Here is a 17,842-nt window from a genome sequence, read left to right as displayed (position 1 = left end):
TAAGATGCTCAAAAACGGCTATAACTGTTGTGAGGGAGGCAAAGGAAAGGAAGACGAAGAAAAGCATCCCCCACAGTCTTCCGCCCATCATGGAGTTAAATACGTTTGGAAGGGTCACGAAGATCAATCCGGGGCCGGCTCCGGCATCCACTCCGAAGGCAAAGCAGGCCGGGAATATGACCAATCCAGACATCAGGGCTGATAGCGCCCCAAAAAATATGACATATACAGATTCCCCCGTCAAAGCTCTCTTTTTACTCAGATAACTTCCAAAGATCGTCATACTTCCTATGCCTAAGCTCAAAGAAAAGAAGGCCTGGCTCATGGCTGCATAAACCGCTTCCCAACTTAGCTTGGAAAAATCAGGTTTAAGGTAAAAGGCCAAGCCCTTTTCAGCGCCGGGCAAAGTAACGGAACGTATGATAAGAACGATTAGCAATAAAAATAGGCCGGACATCAATATCTTGCTAACTCGCTCAACTCCCGCCTGCAATCCTATTGAGCAAACGATAAAGCCGAGTATAACGGTCAAAGCCATCCAGAGGACCAATTGGGGAGTATTGGATACAAAGGAAGCGAAAAAACCCTCAACTTCTTCGGGTGATAACATGGAAAGATGGCCGACAGCAGTATGGTAAACATAGGCCAGGCCCCATCCTGCTACGGTCGTATAAAACATCATCAGTATCATGTTTCCCATTACCCCCAGGTAACCGTATATGTGCCATTTGGTACCCGAAGGCTCAAGAGAGAGCATAGCGCCCGCCAAATTTCTTCTACTCGCCCTCCCCATGGCGTATTCGCACACCATGATGGGAAGCCCCATCACCATAAGAAAGAGAACATAAAAGAGTACGAAGACTGCCCCGCCGTAACGCCCTGTTATATAGGGAAATCGCCATACGTTTCCCAATCCAACGGCACATCCTGCAGAGACCAAAATAAATCCCAACCTCGTGGCTAACTGTTCTCTTTCCTGCAAAGAAATCCACTCCTTCTGCGATATTAGTAAATGTGAACGGTAGTTACCCAAAAAAACAAACCCCCTCAACGGTACCATCTTGGGGGTTTGTTTTGCGTTTGTACTATTGCCAAAACAACGCTCTGATCCTTCCTAATGCAATGTTAAGCGCAACTTTCCGAACCCTTTATCGCCAAAGCAATCCTGTCGACAATCAGCCCTATCCCGAATCCAATTGTAGAAGCCATTAACCACCCAAATCCGTTACCCACGAGGGGAATCATGGAAACGATGTCACCCCAAACGGAGATGGTTACCCCCATAGCGGACAGTCCGTCATACAAGCTAACCAAGAGGGTTCCCGCAAGGGCAGTTACATATGCGTACTTGCAGGAATCATTAAATACGGGAGAAAGCAGGTTCATGAACATCAAGACTATGACGATGGGATAGACAACGACCAAGATGGGCACAGCAAATCTAATTATTCCGTCGACGCCGATCCCCGCAAAAAGCGCACTGAATATGGTCGAGAGGGTGACGACCTGAAGGTAGGTAACCCTATTTTTAGATAGATTGCTGAAAAATTCTCCGGTTGCAGCAGTCAAACCGACTGCCGTAGTCAAACAGGCAAGTGCTACCGCTATGCCCAAAGCGACTAAGCCGACATCCCCTGCGATCTCGGCCACAATGGTAACAAGCAAAGTTGTCCTTGGAATATCACTGGACATAAAGGAAACAGTCGCCCCCAAATACATCAATCCACCATAGACGACAAGCAGGCCGGCTGCAGCTATAAGCCCTGAGATTGCCGTCATCTTAATAGAAGAAGTCCTTCCGTATCCCTTTGCACGGATGCTTTGAACTATTATACCGGCGAATATAACTGCAGCAAGGGCATCCATCGTTTGGTAACCTTCCACAAAACATGAAGAAAATGCCGCACTCTTCGCCACGTTCGGATCCAGCGGCGTGCTTATCGGATTAACGATACCTGCTATAATGATGAAAATCAAAAGGCCGAGCAAGCCCGGAGTTAAGACCCTTCCGATTATATCAATTACCGAGGACTGCTTCATCGAAAAATAATATGTCAGAGCAAAAAAGCCAATAATGGGTATGTAGGGGTTCATATTTGGGAAAAAGGGTTTAACGGCAACCTCAAAAGTTGTGGCGCCTGTTCGGGGAATGGCAAGAAGCGGACCAATGCACAATACGACCAAAGATCCCAGGAGAATAGCAAAAAGTTTGCCTCCCTTATCGGCAAACTTTTCAAAGGATCCATCATATTGAGACATGACCATGACTCCCAAAAGCGGCAATCCAATGCCAGTAATACCAAACCCCAACATAGCGGCGACCCATTTGGTTCCGAACAAGGATCCCAAATAGGGAGGGAATATCAAATTACCCGCACCAAAAAACATGGCAAACAGGGCAAAGCCGGTAACGATTACATCTCTTATGTTAATTCTCTCCATTTTGGCAGACAGCCCCCTTTACGCAATTTTGTTTAAATTTTCTGCAATAAAAGAATTGTATATATCTGCATACTGTGTCCAATATATCAAATATATATTCCAGGTGCAAGTGAATTTGATATTTTAGCTTTGCCTAATTATATATTAGTAGTCATGAAGTTAAGCCCGGTATGCCGGGGTGCTCAGATACTTATCCCCCCGGTCAGGCGCTACCGTAACGACGATCGAATTATCCTTCAGTTCTTTCATTACCTCGTTGGCTGCCCATAAATTGGCACCGCTTGATATGCCTAAAAACAAGCCTTCTTTTTGAGCCAAATACCTTGTCATGTCGATCGCATCTTCGTCTGACACCTTAATTATTCGATCTACCAAAGAAAGGTCTAAATTTTTAGGTATAAATCCGGCGCCAATGCCCTGGATAGCATGCGATCCGGGCACGCCGCCGCTTAACACCGGCGAACCGGCCGGTTCTACAGCGATAAGTTTCATATTGGGAAAGACTTTCTTCAATAATCTTCCAACCCCCGTCAAGGTGCCACCGGTACCAACCCCTGCGACGAAGGCAGCGATTTCGGACCCTTTAGCATCCAACAATATTTCAGGAGCAGTCGTCACCATATGAGCCCAAGGGTTCCCGGGGTTAGAAAACTGATCCAGCATGACGGCACCCTGGATTTCTTTTACAATTTGTTCCGCCCTTTTTATAGCGCCTCCCATGCCCTCCGAAGCCTGCGTCAACTCCAGTTTTGCTCCATAGGCGGCTAATATTTGTCTCCTCTCCAGGGACATTGACTCAGGCATGACCAGTATAACGTTTATATTCATTGTCGCTCCAAACATTGCCAGCGCAATGCCGGTGTTACCAGACGTTGGTTCCACTATAGTCGTGCCTTGTTTCAGCTTGCCAGTCTGTTCGAAATATTTGAGCATGCCCCATACGGCTCTATCCTTTATCGAGCCTCCTATGTTATTGCCTTCCAGTTTCGTCAATATATATCCTTTCTTAGAGGACAATTTGATCGATGGCGTCCTCCCTATTAACTGCCCAATCGCGACTTCATTCAACAACATATCAAGCGACCTCCCTTTCGTTTTTTTCGTTAAGCTGATTCCTCAAATTTACAACTTCTTCCTGTAAGATTTGCACGCTCTCCTCAAGCTGAGCCAGGCGCACCAAAAGCGAATGTTGTAAAGAGGGCTCCGAGGGCTTCAAATTTTCCCTCAGCCTAATTCCCCTGTATTTGACAACCATGGCAGGAATTCCGACGACTGTGCTGTCTTGTGGAATATCCCTCAACACCACGCTCCCGGCACCAACCTTCGCATTCCTGCCGACGACAATATTCCCCAATATCTTGGCGCCAGCTCCTATAAAAGCCCCTTCTTCCACTGTCGGATGGCGCTTCCCCTTCTCTTTTCCGGTTCCGCCCAGGGTCACGCCGTGGAACAAAGTGACATTGTCCTTTACAACGGCAGTTTCTCCAATGACCACGCCCATTCCGTGGTCTATGAACACCCCTCTGCCAATCTCTGCTCCAGGATGTATTTCAATTCCAGTCCACCAGCGCACTATTAAACCCAGAAATCTAGGCAAAATGGGAATGCGAAGTTTCGTATGTAGAAAGTGTATAAATCTATGGGCTAAAATGGCCTGAAAGCCGGGCGTGCACAAGATGATTTCAAGCGCACCCCTTATACCGTCAGGTATGGCTGGATCTCTATCTTTTACTGCCTGATAATCTGACTTTATCGTTTGCCATATTTTTCTCACTTTTCATTCCTCCCTTTGCAATTAACGTAAAATATTAAGAGGCCTTTCGCTGTGGCGCGAAAGCCCTCTTAATATTTAAAAAAGTTTTATATTTTAAATTAACTTGCCTTCGGCTTTGGCCACAGCTTTTCTATAGCCGCGGCCCCGAGCCGCGGTAGATCATGAAGCGATCCACCGACAACAACAAGCGCAAAAAAGCAAGCCATTAATCTTCATCCTTAATCCTCCAACCACAAGCACGAAATTGTTTATGTAAATTTACATAAAATATCTCCTTAAGTCAAGTAGGTATACATAAAATTTAGCTAGACCTAAATATCAAAAATGATTATAATTTATACTTGACATGTAGAGATGTCAAATATAAATGGGGGTGATAGACTTGGAAAGAAAAGGTGTAGTTACCATGCACGGCAACCCAATTACCCTGATAGGCCCTGAGCTGAAAGTGGGAGACAAAGCCCCGGATTTCACGGTTATAGATCAAGACATGAGGGAAGTCAAAAAATCTGACTTCGCCAATAAGATTAAAGTCATATCCGTAACGCCTTCTCTCGATACGTCCGTATGCGATGTTCAAGCCCACAGGTTTGAGGAAGAGGCCACATCTCTGCCCGATGATGTAGTCGTTCTCAACATATCCATGGACCTTCCCTTCGCAATAAAGAGATTTTGCACTTCAGGGAACATAAAGAAGGTCATTGCTCTGTCAGATTACAGAGATGCCTCTTTTGGTACAAATTGGGGCGTCCTGATTAAAGAACTGCGGCTCCTTGCAAGATCAGTTTTTATAGCGGACAAGGACGACGTTATTCGCTACGTCCAAATTGTCCCTGAGGCCACAAACCATCCGGATTACGACGCCGCATTAAAGGCACTAAAAGAGCTGATAAAGTAAACCTTAATAAGTTGCTGTCCAAAAAGCCCGCTTACCAAAGATAAACGTAAGCGGGCTTTTTCTTCTTTAAATGCCATCGATCAAAGGCTTATATTCGCCAACCAACCAAACAGCGTATCTAAAAATCGGGGGTTGATCACAAATTCGATCAGCAGACCCATGGGGATGATGGAGCGCAGAGCAACCCACAGGTCAACATTTTCCTCTTTCCTGGCAATGTACCCTAGGGCTGCTTCACCGCATATAGCGCCAATCAAGAAATAACCCCATTTATAGGATTCTGCTTTCATTGAATACTCCAAAATTCTGTATGCCACCCAGGCAGACCACGAGGATTGCAAAAACACCTCCAAAAAAAAGAGCAACCCAAGCAAAAACTTCTGGTATCCTCTTGCCCATTTCACGTCCTTTGGGATCTCGTCATAGAAATGATCTTTTATCCATTTTATCCCCTTCGGGACGACGGCAACGTACGCCCTCGGGAATATAAAGGAATACATCAACAATCCCGTAAAGAACTTGAGCATGGGTGGCAAAATCCTCGTCCCCCTAGCCTCTAATAGGCATATGTTTTTGCTTCTTCTTCTCCCGTCAGCACTCTTAAAGCTCCCTGCGAAAGGGCAAGCATCTCATCCTCGCCGGGATATACAAAGATAGGAGCAATGAAGCTTACGCGTTTGGTGACCATGTCTACGAATTTATTGCTATAGGCAATGCTTCCGGTGATAATTATTCCATCGACCTGGCCTGAAAGAACGGCTGAATACTCAGCGATAGTTTTAGCAACCTGATATGCCATTGCATTATAGACCAACTCAGCTTTGGCGTCACCCTCGGCTATCCTTTTTTCGACTTCGCGCGCATCGTTAGTCCCCAGATGGGCAACCAATCCGCCTTGGCCCACCAGCTTTTTTTCCATTTCCTCCAGCGTACACTTGCCGCTGTAGCAATAATTGACCAACTGCCCTACCGGAAGGGTCCCCGCCCTTTCCGGCGAGAAGGGCCCCTCTCCGTCCAAGGCATTATTGACATCCACCACCCTGCCGTACAAATGAGCTCCCACGGATATTCCTCCGCCGAGATGCGCTACTATCAATCTGGTCTCTTCGTACTTCTTTCCCAATTCCTCTGCCGCTCTTCTGGCCGTCGCTTTTTGATTTAAGGCATGAAAGATAGATTTTCGCTCAATTTCCGGAAAACCCGATATCCTTGCCTCATCGCACAGCTCATCCACGACTACAGGATCGACAATAAAACAGGGTTTGTCGCCCGCTTCCTTGGCCAAATTGTGGGCGAGGATTGCACCAAGGTTGCTTGCATGCACGCCGTATTTACAGGCACGCATCTCTTCCAACATAAGATCGTTGATCGCATATGTACCTGCAGGAATCGGATGCAACAAACCTCCGCGGCCTACGAAGGCATCCACCTCCTCTAACTTGGTGCCATGAGCCCTCAAAGACCTTTTTATCTCCTCTAACCTGAAGTTTTCCTGTTCTATGATTCCGTTGAAACGTTTCAGGACATCGATGTCATATCTTTGGGTTTCGCGCCAACTTTCCCTGTCCCCTTCGAAAAAAGCGATCTTCGTACTGGTGGAACCCGGATTGATTGCTAATATCTTCGGCGATATCATTAGTGACGTTCCTCCCATTCTATGCGCCTATTTTACCGTTTTCCCTTAACCTGCAATCCCCTTTTAGGCTGATTTATAAGCAGCCAAAGCCACAGCTGACGCTATGGACAAAAGCTTAGTTTCCGCAGTATCGGCACGGCTTGTAAGAACTACAGGAACCTTTGCACCCAAGACCAGGCCGGCCGTCCTGTTTTTCGTGAGATAGACAATGCCCTTGGCAAAGATGTTCCCCGCCTCTATGTCGGGAACGAGCAAGACTTCGGCATGCCCCGCTACCTCAGAAACTATTCCCTTATGACGTGCGGCCTCTTCGCTCAAGGCGTTATCCAAAGCCAGAGGTCCATCGATGATGCAGCCTTTTATCTGGTTTCGTCTGTTCATCTGGACCAATGCTGCTGCATCAATCGTGCAGGGCATATCGGGATTTACCACCTCTACAGCGGCCAAGGCAGCGACCTTTGGCGTTTCGACGCCGAAGGATTTTGCAAGTTCTACGGTATTCTCGATTATTTTGACTTTGGCATTCAGATCGGGGGCGATGTTAAATGCGGGGTCACATATGAAAAGAATACGATCGATCCCTTCCACTTCATGTATATAAACATGAGACAGCAAGGAACCCGTTCTCAATCCCTTTTCTTTATTCAATACGCCCCTAAGGAAATTAGCGGTTGATATCATGCCCTTCATCAGTATATCGGCTTGACCCGAAGATACAACCTCTACGGCGGCCAAGGCCACATCGGCTTCGCTCCCGCGAACATCCTTTAACTGGAAGCTAGAAAGGTCGATGCCAATCCCCTTGGCTATTTCCTTCATCTTGTCGGTGTTACCAACCAAGATGCACTCGGCAATGCCTTCCTTTCTGGCATTTTCAACCGCTTCCAGAACCTCGGCATCTTCTGCCAAAGCAACGCTTACCCTTTTGGGTCCCACTTCCTTTGCATAAGTTAAAAGTTCAGCAAGAGAACGTAACTGTTTCACCTTTGCAGACCTCCCTATAATATATACTTTTTCTATGATCGCTTCTTTATGATCTTTTCATTTCATTCCCTGACTTTTTGCCAAAACAGCTCCCAAGGCTATGGAGAGCGCTTTAGTCCGGGCCGTATCTCCGCGACTGGTCAAAACTACGGGAACCTTCGCGCCTAAGACCACTCCGGCACCTGCTCCATTTGCCATGAAAAGGATGACCTTTCCAAGCAAGTTTCCCGCTTCTATGTCGGGAACAAGCAATATGTCGGCATGTCCGGCAACTTCTGATGTCAGTCCCTTATGACGTGCGGCCTCTTCGCTCAAGGCGTTATCCAAAGCCAGAGGTCCGTCGATGATGCAGCCTTTTATCTGGTTTCGTCTGTTCATTTGGACCAATGCGGCTGCATCAATCGTGCAGGGCATATCGGGATTTACCACCTCTACGGCGGCCAAGGCAGCGACCTTTGGCGTTTCGACGCCCAAACAATGATAACAGCAAACAGCGTTATTTACTATCGCAGCCTTCTCTTGAAGGCCGGGGTAGGTGTTGAGTCCCCCATCTGTAAGTCCTATAACTCTATCGATGGCAGGAACTTCGAAAAGAAACAAATGAGAGAGCAGGTTCCCGCTCCTTAAGCCCCATTCTTTATTCAATACGGCCTTAAGCAGGGTAGAAGTCTTTATGAACCCCTTCATCAAAAGATCGCCATTCCCCGATGATACGGTTTGTACGGCCTTTGCGGCCGCCTCTTCCTCGCTTTTTGCTGAAATTATCTCGAAAGAAGATATGTCTATGCTCCTTTCCTCGGCGACCCTTGCTATCCTTCCCTTATCGCCGACCAAGGCAGCCTCAACTATTCCTTCTGAATGTGCCTTTTTGACCGCTTCAAGCACTTCTCCGTCCTCTGCTGCAGCGACGACAACTCTCATAACGGTGCCTTTCTTAGCCCTATCAAAGAGAAAATCGAGATTTTTAAAGGCCAAATTAAAGCACCTCCCTTTTTCTGTAATTTTCCACGACGTCAGCATAGGAAGAGGATTTTTCTTCTCCCTTCAAAACCCTCAAGGCGTTCTCCGCTAAGGACTTCATTTCATTTTCCCCGGGATATACCAAAACGGGAGCTATCCACTGTACCCTTTCCGTTACCATGGCCACTAAGTCATCGTCGTAGGCCACGCCGCCGGTCATGATAATGGCATCGACCTTGCCCTCCAATACGGCTGAATAGGAAGCGATCTCTTTGGCCACCTGGAAAGCCATTGCGCGGTAAATCAATGCAGCCCCTTCGTCTCCCTCTTCAATGCGCTTCTTCACCTCACGAACGTCATTTGTACCGAGATAACCGACGAATCCCGAAGCGCCTGCAAGCTTTCGACGCAGTTCCTTCACGTTATATTTGCCGCTATAGCAAAGTTTGACCAAATCGCCAGTGGGGACGGTCCCGGCACGCTCCGGGGAAAAAGGTCCGTTTTCGTTGGCGTTGTTTAGATCCACCATTCTGCCGTCCCTGTGGGCGCAGATCGTAAAGCCTCCTCCCAAATGGGCCACTATAAAGCGAAGTTTACGCCAATCCCCATCCAGCTCCTTGGCCGCCTTACGCACTACTGATTTCACATTTAATGTATGGGCCAAGGAATACTTAGGAAGCTCCGGAAGACCCGTGATCCTTGCGATGTCATCCAATTCATCGGTGGCCACCGAATCGGCGATGAAGGCAGGTATATTTCGGGGTTGCGCTATAGAGTGGGCCATCAGCCCTCCTAAGTTAGATGCATGCTCCCATGGCTTGCAACGCTTCAAATATTCGATCAACACTTCTTCTACCCGATAAACTCCACCAGGCATGGGCGGATCGACTATGCCTCCGCGCCCTATTACCGCATCGAGATCGTCGAAGGAATACCCTGCCTCTTTCAAGGCGTCTTCAACGGCTTTTAATCTGAAGTCCAACTGGCTTATTACGCCATCGAACTCCGACAACTCTTCAGGGGCGTGGGTTATGGTTTTTCTCCATGTTTCAACATCATCTTCATACCACGCTATCTTAGTGCTGGTAGAACCTGGATTTATGACCAATATATTAAAGGCCACAACCATCCTCCTCTCTCGATAAGGGGCAAGACATCTTCAGTGCAGCATGTCTTGCCCCGAAAAGCCTGATTCGCATTTACTTGTAAATGGGATATCCTTCAGAAGTTACCAGCTTGCGAAATTCTTCTCTGAGTTTCTCCGTGACGGGACCTGGTTTGCCATTGCCTATCTTTCTTCCATCTACCTCAACGACGGCAACCATCTCGGCTGCAGTACCGGTGACGAAGGCTTCATCAGCAGTGTAAACGTCATATCTCGAAAGGAAAGTCTCCTCCACGGGATAACCCAATTTCTTGGCCAATTCTATAACGGCATTTCTCGTAACGCCGATCAAAATTCCAGCAGCGGGGTGAGGGGTCTTAACTACACCGTTTTTAACCAAAAACACATTGTCGCCGGAGCCTTCCGTCAAATAACCTTCGCGGCTCATGCAGAAGCACTCTTGGGCTCCCGCAACTATCGATTCAATCTTGGCCATGATATTGGGAAGATAATTGCAGGTCTTAACTTGCGGAGGAAGCACCTCTCCGTAGTTTTTCCTCGTGGCTGCCGTAGCCGCCTTTAAGCCCTTCTGATAAAACTCCTCGGGGTAGAGGGCAATTTTATCGGCAATGCATACTACTGTCGCTTTCGGGCACTTCCTCGGGTCCAAACCGAGGTCTCCCGTTCCTCTGCTCACGACCAACCTGATGTAGGCATCCTTGAGCTCATTTCTTCTGCAGGTTTCCGCGCAAACTTCCATCATTTCTTCTTTAGAGATGGGTATCTCTAGCCATATTGCCTTAGCCGAATCGTAGAGCCTGTCGATATGCTCTTCCAGCCTAAATACGCGCCCAGCATAAGCTCTGATGCCCTCAAACACTCCGTCGCCATACAAAAAACCATGATCGTACACTGAGACCTTTGCTTCTTCCTTGGGAACAAACTCTCCATTGACATATACTACAGTCATTACTCTTGTCCCTCCTTCATAATTTGTATTGCAATAATGCCTCTCAAATATACATATTATAATAAAGTTTGATAAAAAAGTAGCCAGAATTTAATTGTTCTTCAGCCAAGTTGCGGGTCAATGTATGCCTAAGGCACAAACCTGGGCCTTTAAGAAAAGTATATTGCCAGCCATGTTCAAAGGACAATTTATTCGCTACAATAATTCTCGACGACCATGGTCGAATATATGGCATACAAAAAGAGGGGACGGAAATTGAAGCTTTGTTATTACAACGGCGAGTTTAAATCTCTGGAAGAAATCAGTATTCCCGTAACCGACTTGCTCGTGCAAAGAGGCGTAGGCGTTTTTGACACCTTGAGGACCTATCGAAAAAGACCCCATGCAATGTCGATCCATTTAAAAAGGCTGGAGGAGTCATCCCATGCCCTGGGAATCAAACTCCCTTTGGATATACAACAAATCATCGGGGTCATCAGAAAAGGCATTGCAATGATGGATTGCGAAGACGTTCAAATGCGAATATACGTCTCGGGGGGAGATGTATTTGAAGATGGCCAATTTCCCCATCCGAGGTTTTTTGTCATATTCGAACCGTTGGAAAAGGCGCCAAGGGAAAATTACGAACGCGGCGTAGTTCTCGCTCCCATAGATATGGACAGGCCTTTCCCGCACATAAAAAGCGTATTTTACCTCCCTGCATATGTTGGACGTAGTGACGATAAAGAGGCTCTGGAGGTTTTGTACTGTCCCGATGGAGAGATAACGGAATCTTCAAGCAGCAGCTTCTTCATGGTAATCGACGGCAGGATAGTCACAGCTCCTACAGAGAAGGTGCTCGACGGGGTAATGCGCCAAATCATCATTACACTAGCTGAAGAAAGCGGATTGAAGGTCGAGATGAGGTGTCCCCTGCTTTCCGAAGTATCAACAGCACAAGAAGCGTTCATAACGGGGAGCATCAAGGAAATACTCCCCGTAAGAAGGATTGGAAGCCAGCATCTGGCCCAGGTCAATGGCCCGGTAAGTCAATACCTTCAACACCTTTATTCAGCAAAGATAGAAGATTATTTGGAATAGGATGTTACACAGATGCTTGAAGCTATAGTGATTTTTTTGGTGAATACTATAGGCCGCTTGGGGTATGTAGGGATAACAGCCTTGATGTTTTTGGAATCTTCTTTTTTCCCCTTTCCCAGCGAAGTTGTTCTCCCGCCGGCAGGCTTTTTGGCAGCCGAGGGCAAGATGTCACTGCCTGTGGTAATATTTTGCGGAATCGCAGGAAGCTTATTAGGGGCGATATTCAACTATTATTTGGCTCTGAAACTGGGAAGGTATTTTCTAATAAAATATGGCAAATATTTTTTTATCAGCGAAAAAAGCTTGAACAAAGCCGAAAACTTCTTTAAAAAACACGGCGCCGTGAGTACATTCGTCGGAAGATTGCTGCCCGGCATCAGGCAATACATATCGTTGCCAGCGGGTATAGCAAGGATGAGGTTGGACCTTTTTAGCTTATACACTTCACTGGGGGCCGGAATATGGGTGGTAGTACTGGCCCTGCTCGGATATTACATAGGAAACAACAGAGAGCGGCTTCAGGAGACACTTCATTCAATTTCCGTGGCGCTTTTTTTCTTATGTGTAACGATAATAGCGATATATGTACTATGGTACAGATCTAAGGCAAAGAAGCTCAAAGACACTCGCTAATATCAACTACTCGTTCGACAAATTGCCTTTGTCCTTTTCGTGTCCACTTTCTTCCCTTGTTATCCTGATCGGACTCAGGATAACTCTGGCGTCAAATTCATCCCTTTTGGGAAATTCTGCCATGTTAAAACAACTGATCACTATATGATCGGGGATGGCCAAAACCTTATCAGGCCTGTTCTTATGTCTTCTTAAAATTTCATCCAAGGGCAGGTCGAAGTAGATGGCCACGTTAAATCTCTCGGGAATGATAAAGTCGGACCTTGATGCAGGCGTCAGATTCATTCTATCCACATATACGACCTCTTTCGTGCTTGACTTCAGAGCCTCGATAGCCTTTCTGCGTATCTCCGGTTCCTTAGGTCTCAAAGCCTCATATATCCTTTCGAACCCGACGCCATTTTCTTCGGGGTACATCTGAAGGAAAAAGGATTTTCTTATTTCGTCCTGGGATATCATCTCGAAACTGCTAATTTTGCGGGACAGGTATAACCCCAAGCTCGTCTTTCCGCATCCTTGAGGTCCTATCGGGATCAAAGCTACGGGCTTCGGAGCGGCTATCACAAAGGCCTTCGTCAAAAGAGCTATCTCCAGGAATTTCCTGACCCTAATTATGTTGATTTTTTTCATCGAAACACCACCTATCCCATTGCATATCAGGAAAACAAGCACTATAATTCTCGCAGAAAAAAGTATATACAGTCAAAAGATCTCATTCCCTCAAAAGAGAGGGAATTTTTTAGTTGGGAGTTGAAATCTATATTTTAATATCGCTTATTGTAGTATTAAATTTTGTAAATAATTGTTAATACTATAAAAAGAGGTGATACATACAAATAAGAGATTCATTTAGATATTAAACAATATAAAAACAAGTTACCAACAACCCCTTTGGGGGTTGTATCTCATACCTCAAGAAGAGGTGAATTAAAGGATGGAAGATAAAGAATCAAGTCAAGAAGTTCCCCTACCGGTCAAGGTCATAGGCATCGCCTTCAATCTAAAAAAGCCTACCTCGGAAGGCGACCCGGATGATCTTTACGAGGAGTACGACTCTCAAAGTACTGTAGATGCTCTGGCAAAAGAAATAGAAAGTTTTGGATTTAAGACCCTTCTCTGCGAACAAAATGAGGATCTGCCGTCGAAACTTGCAAATCAACGCCCGGACTTCATGTTCAATATTGCTGAAGGAATAGGCACAGAAAGGGGCAGAGAATCTCAAATACCCTGCCTGCTCGAATCCTTGGGGATCCCCTATAGCGGATCTGATCCCGTTTCTCTTGCAATATCTTTGGATAAATATCTCACGAATGTTGTTTTAAGCAGGGAAAACGTCCCCGTGCCCTTCATGACACTCTTCAGAAGCGAAGACGACTTGCGCAATGTTGACATGTTGTTTCAGGATAACAACGAAACTTACATCGCAAAGCCCAGATGGGAAGGCTCATCCAAAGGCGTGTTCCGCGATTCCATATGTCGAAACCCGAATGAATTGAAACGAAATGTCTTGAGGATATTCGAGCGATACAGACAACCCGCCATCATCGAAGCCTTTCTGCCCGGCATAGAGATAACCGCTGGCATCGTCGGTAACGGCAGGGATGCTCGTTTGTTGGGCATGATGAAGATTTCGGAGCGAAAACCATCGGATGACGGCGTCTTTTTGTATTCTTTGGAACATAAAAGAGATTGGCTGGAATGCATACTTTATGAAGGCCCTGAAGCTATAAACGAAAAGGTCCGACGTGAAGCTGCAATGATCGCTCTCGATGCGTTTCATGCCTTGGAACTCAGGGATATAGCTCGCATTGACATGCGGATGGACGGACAAGGCCAACTGAGGGTTATAGATATCAACCCCCTGCCGGGGCTTTCACCTTATTATAGCGACCTTCCAATTCTTTATTCCCTTAGCGGAGGCAACTATCACGACCTCATATCGCAAATTTTGCGTTCAGCCTTCAACCGCTACGGCTTGCCTTGGCTGGAGGGATAACTACTATGAGGATATTGATCGTAACTGCCAAAGAGGATACGGAAAGGCCGGATGTACTGGATACCCTGATCGTTAGAGATATGGTCGCAAAGGCTCTCGCTTCTGTCGGACATGAGGCGTATGTGCTCGGCGTCACCAAAAAGGATCTGATGAGTTTTGATGTGCTGGAGAATAAGATAAAGCGTTTCCGGCCAGATTGTATATTCAATCTCTTCGAAGGATTTTCCGACGACAGCAAAAAAGAAGTATTGTTTGCGACCTTTTTGGAAAGCCTGAACATGCCCTTTACGGGAAACGGCTCTGCTGCCCTGCAAGCTTCCTTAGATAAATTAATGGCTAAAAAGCTCCTGGCAAAGAAAAACGTCCCCGTCCCAAAGGGAATATGCCTCGAAAGCACATCCTTCGACTTGGAGGGACTGCCGTGTCCTGCCTTCATAAAGCCCCGATTTGAGGATGGAAGCGTAGGCATAGACGACAGCTCTCTGGTCACGTCCAAATCGCAACTAAAAGAGGCCATTGCCCGCAAAATTCTGACCTTCCCTGCAGGGATAATAGTGGAGGAATTCCTGGAAGGCAGGGAGTTCAACGTAGGATTGATCGGACTTCCGCCCTACGAAGTGGCAGGCATATCCATGATAGACTACGAAGACTATCCTGAGGCGTTGCCCTTTCTGGATTACGGGGCTAAGTGGGATACAAAAAGCCCCGGCTACAGGATTGCCCCTGAAAATCCAAAATTCCTCCCCCGAGAGATGAAGGATAGTCTGATTTGGATGGCAAAGCGTGCAGGCATCGCCCTTTCCTGCAAGGGGTATTTCAGGGTGGATATGAGAGAAAGGGATGGGCAAATTTATGTCATCGACGTAAACCCCAACCCCGACTTAAACATCGAAAGCGGACTGGCAAATCAATGCAGAAGAAGCGGCCTTCCTTACGAAGCTTTGATCTCTTACATAATTGATACAGCCATAAAGGAGAGCCAATATGAATCAGATAATGAATCGCTGTACGAAGTATCTAGACATAGCGCGATCTACTAAAGCCTTCAACGAAGCCGAGCTGGACGTACTCTCGGAATTGCTGGGAGAGTGCCTGGAAGGCTCAGATGAAGAGGGCTACATGCTTATTGGAGAAAAGGCCGGAAACGACGACGTCGCCTTTTTGATATACGGCAAAACGCCCATGACGGAGTTCACTTACGACCTTTACTGGATCGTCGTTTCTCCTTCATATCAAGGTAAGGGAATTGGGAGGCGTTTGGTGAGCAGGATGGAAGAATCCATTTTAAAAGAAAAGGACAAAGCAAATATTAGGGTGGAAACCTCGGGCAAGGAAGATTATGCCCAACAAAGGGCCTTTTACAATGCCCTGGGTTTTCGGGAGTGTGGTCGCATACCCTCCTTTTACCGGGAAGGAGACGACCTGGTAACTTTTTATAAAGCTATAATAAAAAACGATCCAGCGGGAGGCAAGGGAAAGAATGATAAATTATAGAGAAGTATCCCTTTGGAAAGACGTTAAGCCGAAGGAGTGGAACGATTGGCACTGGCAGCTGGCCAATAGGATCACCGACATCGATACCTTAAGCCGAGTCATCGCCCTTACTCCTGAAGAGAAAAAAGCCCTTAATGACGATCTTTTAGAGCTAAGAATGGCCATCACCCCATACTATGCCACTTTGATGGATCCCAATGACATCAACTGTCCCATTAGGATGCAGGCCGTCCCCACTTCCGCAGAAAGAAACACCGCAGAGGAGGACTTTCACGATCCGCTAGCGGAAGACAGATACGCACCCGTTCCGGGCTTCGTACACAGATATCCCGACAGGGGCATATTGCTCGTAACGGACCAATGCTCCATGTACTGCAGGTTCTGCACAAGGAGGCGTTTTGCCGGGGAGATAGACAGACCAAAAAGCCACGAGGAAATGCAAGCAGCTATAGATTACATAGAAAAGACCGAGGCCCTTCGAGATATCTTGATCACGGGCGGAGATCCTCTGACAATGGAAGACGACAACCTGGAGTGGCTTTTAAGAAGCCTGAGGCGAATACCTCACGTCGAGATCATAAGGATCGGAACGCGCGTTCCCGCCGTCATGCCTCAGAGGATCACGAGGTCTTTGGTCTCCATGTTAAGGCAATTTCATCCCCTGTGGATCAACGTCCACTTCAATCATCCTAAGGAAATAACGCCCTACTCGACCAGAGCCTTAAACATGCTCGCTGATGCAGGCATACCGCTTGGCAACCAATCCGTGCTGCTTCGTGGCATCAACGACTGCCCCTATATCTTCAAAGAGCTGTTTCATAAGCTTTTAGTCAACAGGGTGCGCCCTTACTACATCTATCAATGCGACCTTTCGCGCGGCATATCACACTTTCGCACCTCCGTCGGCAAGGGCATCGAGATCATAGAAGCCCTGCGCGGACATACCACGGGCATGGCAGTTCCGACCTTCGTCATAGACGCTCCCGGAGGAGGGGGCAAGATACCGGTAATGCCAAATTACGTTTTAGCCCAGGGAGAGCGCAGGATAGTCCTAAGGAATTTCGAAGGAACCATAACGGTCTACACGGAGCCGGAAAACGCCGGCTCCCACTGTCACGGCTGCAAGGAGATATGCATGAGGCAGTCGGCATCTTCCGGCGGAGGAGTTTCCGAACTGCTCGAAGGAGGCAGGTTGCAGCTTGAGCCGCAAGAGCTTAAAAGAGAAGAGCGAAGGCACCAGTGGATGGAAGAAAAAGCGCAACCCCAAAACGCCCCTGATACTCAGCGCCCCATCCCTGCAAGCAAGGACAAATAAGCTGGCGACAAATTAGTTTAAAAGGAATAAAGACCGAGTTTCGTAAAACCGAACCTCGGTCTTTATTTGCAAAAAGCCATGTCGAACCTCGGACAGGGATTGCCCCTCCCGTTAATTCACCTGACCACTTCCCAGGGCTCAACGGGACCGGGAACGACCTTCATTAAAGGGTGAGCGTCAGGAACTTCTATTGAACAAAGCGAGCTATACCGACTCCTATCTCTTGTCTTGAGCTTGGCCAACAAATGCTTCCATTCGTAACAAATCTGCCCGTCGGTCACGGAAATTAGCGGACATCTTCCGACGGGCAACAGCTTATTCTCGTCGAACCGATAGTTTCGCGCACGACCTTCAAGGAGCACGAAATGCAAATAGGCATTAATTGCGCCCACAGGATCCGGTTGAGCGCGAAAACGTGCAAGCTGGGGATGATGGACGTAACCGCGAGTCTTTCCCTCCAATACCGCCTTTGCAAGTAGCCCCTCCCGCCACAGCGCCACCAGCCCTTTGCCATCAAGATAACGAGGATGCAGCGACCAGATTCTCATGGATGAT

19 protein-coding genes are annotated in these 17,842 nt (G+C 47.2%); 7 read left to right on the top strand and 12 right to left on the bottom strand.

Annotated elements, in window-relative coordinates:
* From B3N34_RS00535 to cysE, 4 genes are all read right to left on the bottom strand, one after another.
* Positions 1-1,033 (bottom strand): sodium-dependent transporter (locus B3N34_RS00535; RefSeq protein WP_286973861.1); only part of this gene is annotated, 1,033 nt, incomplete at its 3' end.
* A 92-nt stretch (positions 1,034-1,125) separates the two neighbouring features.
* On the bottom strand, positions 1,126-2,442 hold the full coding sequence (brnQ, locus tag B3N34_RS00530) for a branched-chain amino acid transport system II carrier protein (protein WP_286973858.1): 1,317 nt from the start codon (positions 2,440-2,442) through the stop codon (positions 1,126-1,128).
* A 159-nt stretch (positions 2,443-2,601) separates the two neighbouring features.
* Positions 2,602-3,516 (bottom strand): cysteine synthase A, encoded by a 915-nt coding sequence (cysK, locus tag B3N34_RS00525; protein ID WP_286973855.1) that lies wholly within the window; start codon positions 3,514-3,516, stop codon positions 2,602-2,604.
* A gap of 1 nt (position 3,517) precedes the next feature.
* Complete coding sequence (cysE, locus tag B3N34_RS00520) at positions 3,518-4,216, bottom strand: serine O-acetyltransferase (protein ID WP_286973854.1); 699 nt, start codon at positions 4,214-4,216, stop codon at positions 3,518-3,520.
* Positions 4,217-4,598: 382 nt separating this feature from the next.
* Between cysE and tpx the strand changes: the two genes are divergently transcribed.
* Positions 4,599-5,114 carry a thiol peroxidase gene (gene tpx, locus B3N34_RS00515; RefSeq protein WP_286973852.1) on the top strand — a complete coding sequence of 172 codons (516 nt, stop codon included), beginning with the start codon at positions 4,599-4,601 and terminating at the stop codon, positions 5,112-5,114.
* Positions 5,115-5,194: 80 nt separating this feature from the next.
* On the opposite strand, the gene B3N34_RS00510 is transcribed toward tpx, so the two are convergent.
* From B3N34_RS00510 to ilvE, 6 genes are all read right to left on the bottom strand, one after another.
* The gene (locus tag B3N34_RS00510; protein WP_213697221.1) at positions 5,195-5,641 is read right to left on the bottom strand and encodes a hypothetical protein; all 447 of its coding nucleotides are present in this window, start codon (positions 5,639-5,641) and stop codon (positions 5,195-5,197) included.
* A 29-nt stretch (positions 5,642-5,670) separates the two neighbouring features.
* Positions 5,671-6,750, bottom strand: coding sequence for a butyrate kinase (gene buk / locus B3N34_RS00505; RefSeq protein ID WP_286973849.1), 1,080 nt, complete (start codon positions 6,748-6,750; stop codon positions 5,671-5,673).
* A 63-nt stretch (positions 6,751-6,813) separates the two neighbouring features.
* Positions 6,814-7,734 (bottom strand): phosphate butyryltransferase, encoded by a 921-nt coding sequence (locus B3N34_RS00500; RefSeq protein WP_286973846.1) that lies wholly within the window; start codon positions 7,732-7,734, stop codon positions 6,814-6,816.
* A 57-nt stretch (positions 7,735-7,791) separates the two neighbouring features.
* On the bottom strand, positions 7,792-8,709 hold the full coding sequence (locus tag B3N34_RS00495; protein ID WP_286973843.1) for a bifunctional enoyl-CoA hydratase/phosphate acetyltransferase: 918 nt from the start codon (positions 8,707-8,709) through the stop codon (positions 7,792-7,794).
* A gap of 1 nt (position 8,710) precedes the next feature.
* Positions 8,711-9,817: a butyrate kinase gene (gene buk / locus B3N34_RS00490; protein ID WP_286973842.1), complete on the bottom strand. Its 1,107-nt coding sequence runs from the start codon at positions 9,815-9,817 to the stop codon at positions 8,711-8,713.
* Between the two features lie 76 nt (positions 9,818-9,893).
* On the bottom strand, positions 9,894-10,769 hold the full coding sequence (ilvE, locus tag B3N34_RS00485; protein ID WP_286973840.1) for a branched-chain-amino-acid transaminase: 876 nt from the start codon (positions 10,767-10,769) through the stop codon (positions 9,894-9,896).
* Positions 10,770-11,024: 255 nt separating this feature from the next.
* Here ilvE and B3N34_RS00480 point away from each other — a divergent pair, with 255 nt between their 5' ends.
* Both B3N34_RS00480 and B3N34_RS00475 read left to right on the top strand, forming a co-directional pair.
* Entirely contained in the window at positions 11,025-11,849 is an 825-nt protein-coding gene (locus B3N34_RS00480) for an aminotransferase class IV (protein WP_286973839.1), read from the top strand.
* A 12-nt stretch (positions 11,850-11,861) separates the two neighbouring features.
* Positions 11,862-12,482 carry a DedA family protein gene (locus B3N34_RS00475; RefSeq protein WP_213697227.1) on the top strand — a complete coding sequence of 207 codons (621 nt, stop codon included), beginning with the start codon at positions 11,862-11,864 and terminating at the stop codon, positions 12,480-12,482.
* A gap of 6 nt (positions 12,483-12,488) precedes the next feature.
* On the opposite strand, the gene B3N34_RS00470 is transcribed toward B3N34_RS00475, so the two are convergent.
* Complete coding sequence (locus B3N34_RS00470) at positions 12,489-13,112, bottom strand: hypothetical protein (RefSeq protein ID WP_286973834.1); 624 nt, start codon at positions 13,110-13,112, stop codon at positions 12,489-12,491.
* A 304-nt stretch (positions 13,113-13,416) separates the two neighbouring features.
* On the opposite strand from B3N34_RS00470, the gene B3N34_RS00465 reads away from it, so the two are divergent.
* Genes B3N34_RS00465 through ablA form a run of 4 tightly spaced genes read left to right on the top strand, consistent with a single transcriptional unit; the run spans position 13,417 to position 17,287 of the window.
* Entirely contained in the window at positions 13,417-14,478 is a 1,062-nt protein-coding gene (locus B3N34_RS00465; RefSeq protein ID WP_286973833.1) for a D-alanine--D-alanine ligase family protein, read from the top strand.
* Positions 14,479-14,483: 5 nt separating this feature from the next.
* Positions 14,484-15,518 carry a D-alanine--D-alanine ligase family protein gene (locus tag B3N34_RS00460; RefSeq protein WP_286973831.1) on the top strand — a complete coding sequence of 345 codons (1,035 nt, stop codon included), beginning with the start codon at positions 14,484-14,486 and terminating at the stop codon, positions 15,516-15,518.
* Positions 15,463-15,972 carry a GNAT family N-acetyltransferase gene (locus tag B3N34_RS00455; RefSeq protein ID WP_286973830.1) on the top strand — a complete coding sequence of 170 codons (510 nt, stop codon included), beginning with the start codon at positions 15,463-15,465 and terminating at the stop codon, positions 15,970-15,972. The genes B3N34_RS00460 and B3N34_RS00455 overlap by 56 nt, the downstream gene beginning before the upstream one ends.
* The gene (ablA, locus tag B3N34_RS00450; RefSeq protein WP_286973828.1) at positions 15,959-17,287 is read left to right on the top strand and encodes a lysine 2,3-aminomutase; all 1,329 of its coding nucleotides are present in this window, start codon (positions 15,959-15,961) and stop codon (positions 17,285-17,287) included. Before B3N34_RS00455 ends, ablA begins: the two co-directional genes overlap by 14 nt.
* Positions 17,288-17,403: 116 nt before the next feature.
* Here the strand turns inward: ablA and B3N34_RS00445 are convergent, their stop codons facing one another.
* Positions 17,404-17,835, bottom strand: coding sequence for a pyrimidine dimer DNA glycosylase/endonuclease V (locus B3N34_RS00445; RefSeq protein ID WP_286973827.1), 432 nt, complete (start codon positions 17,833-17,835; stop codon positions 17,404-17,406).
* Between the last annotated feature and the right edge of the window lie 7 nt (positions 17,836-17,842).

This window comes from Acetomicrobium sp. UBA5826 (assembly GCF_002433005.1).
Classification (GTDB): domain Bacteria; phylum Synergistota; class Synergistia; order Synergistales; family Acetomicrobiaceae; genus Acetomicrobium.
This window is presented reverse-complemented; position numbering and strand designations above follow the sequence as displayed.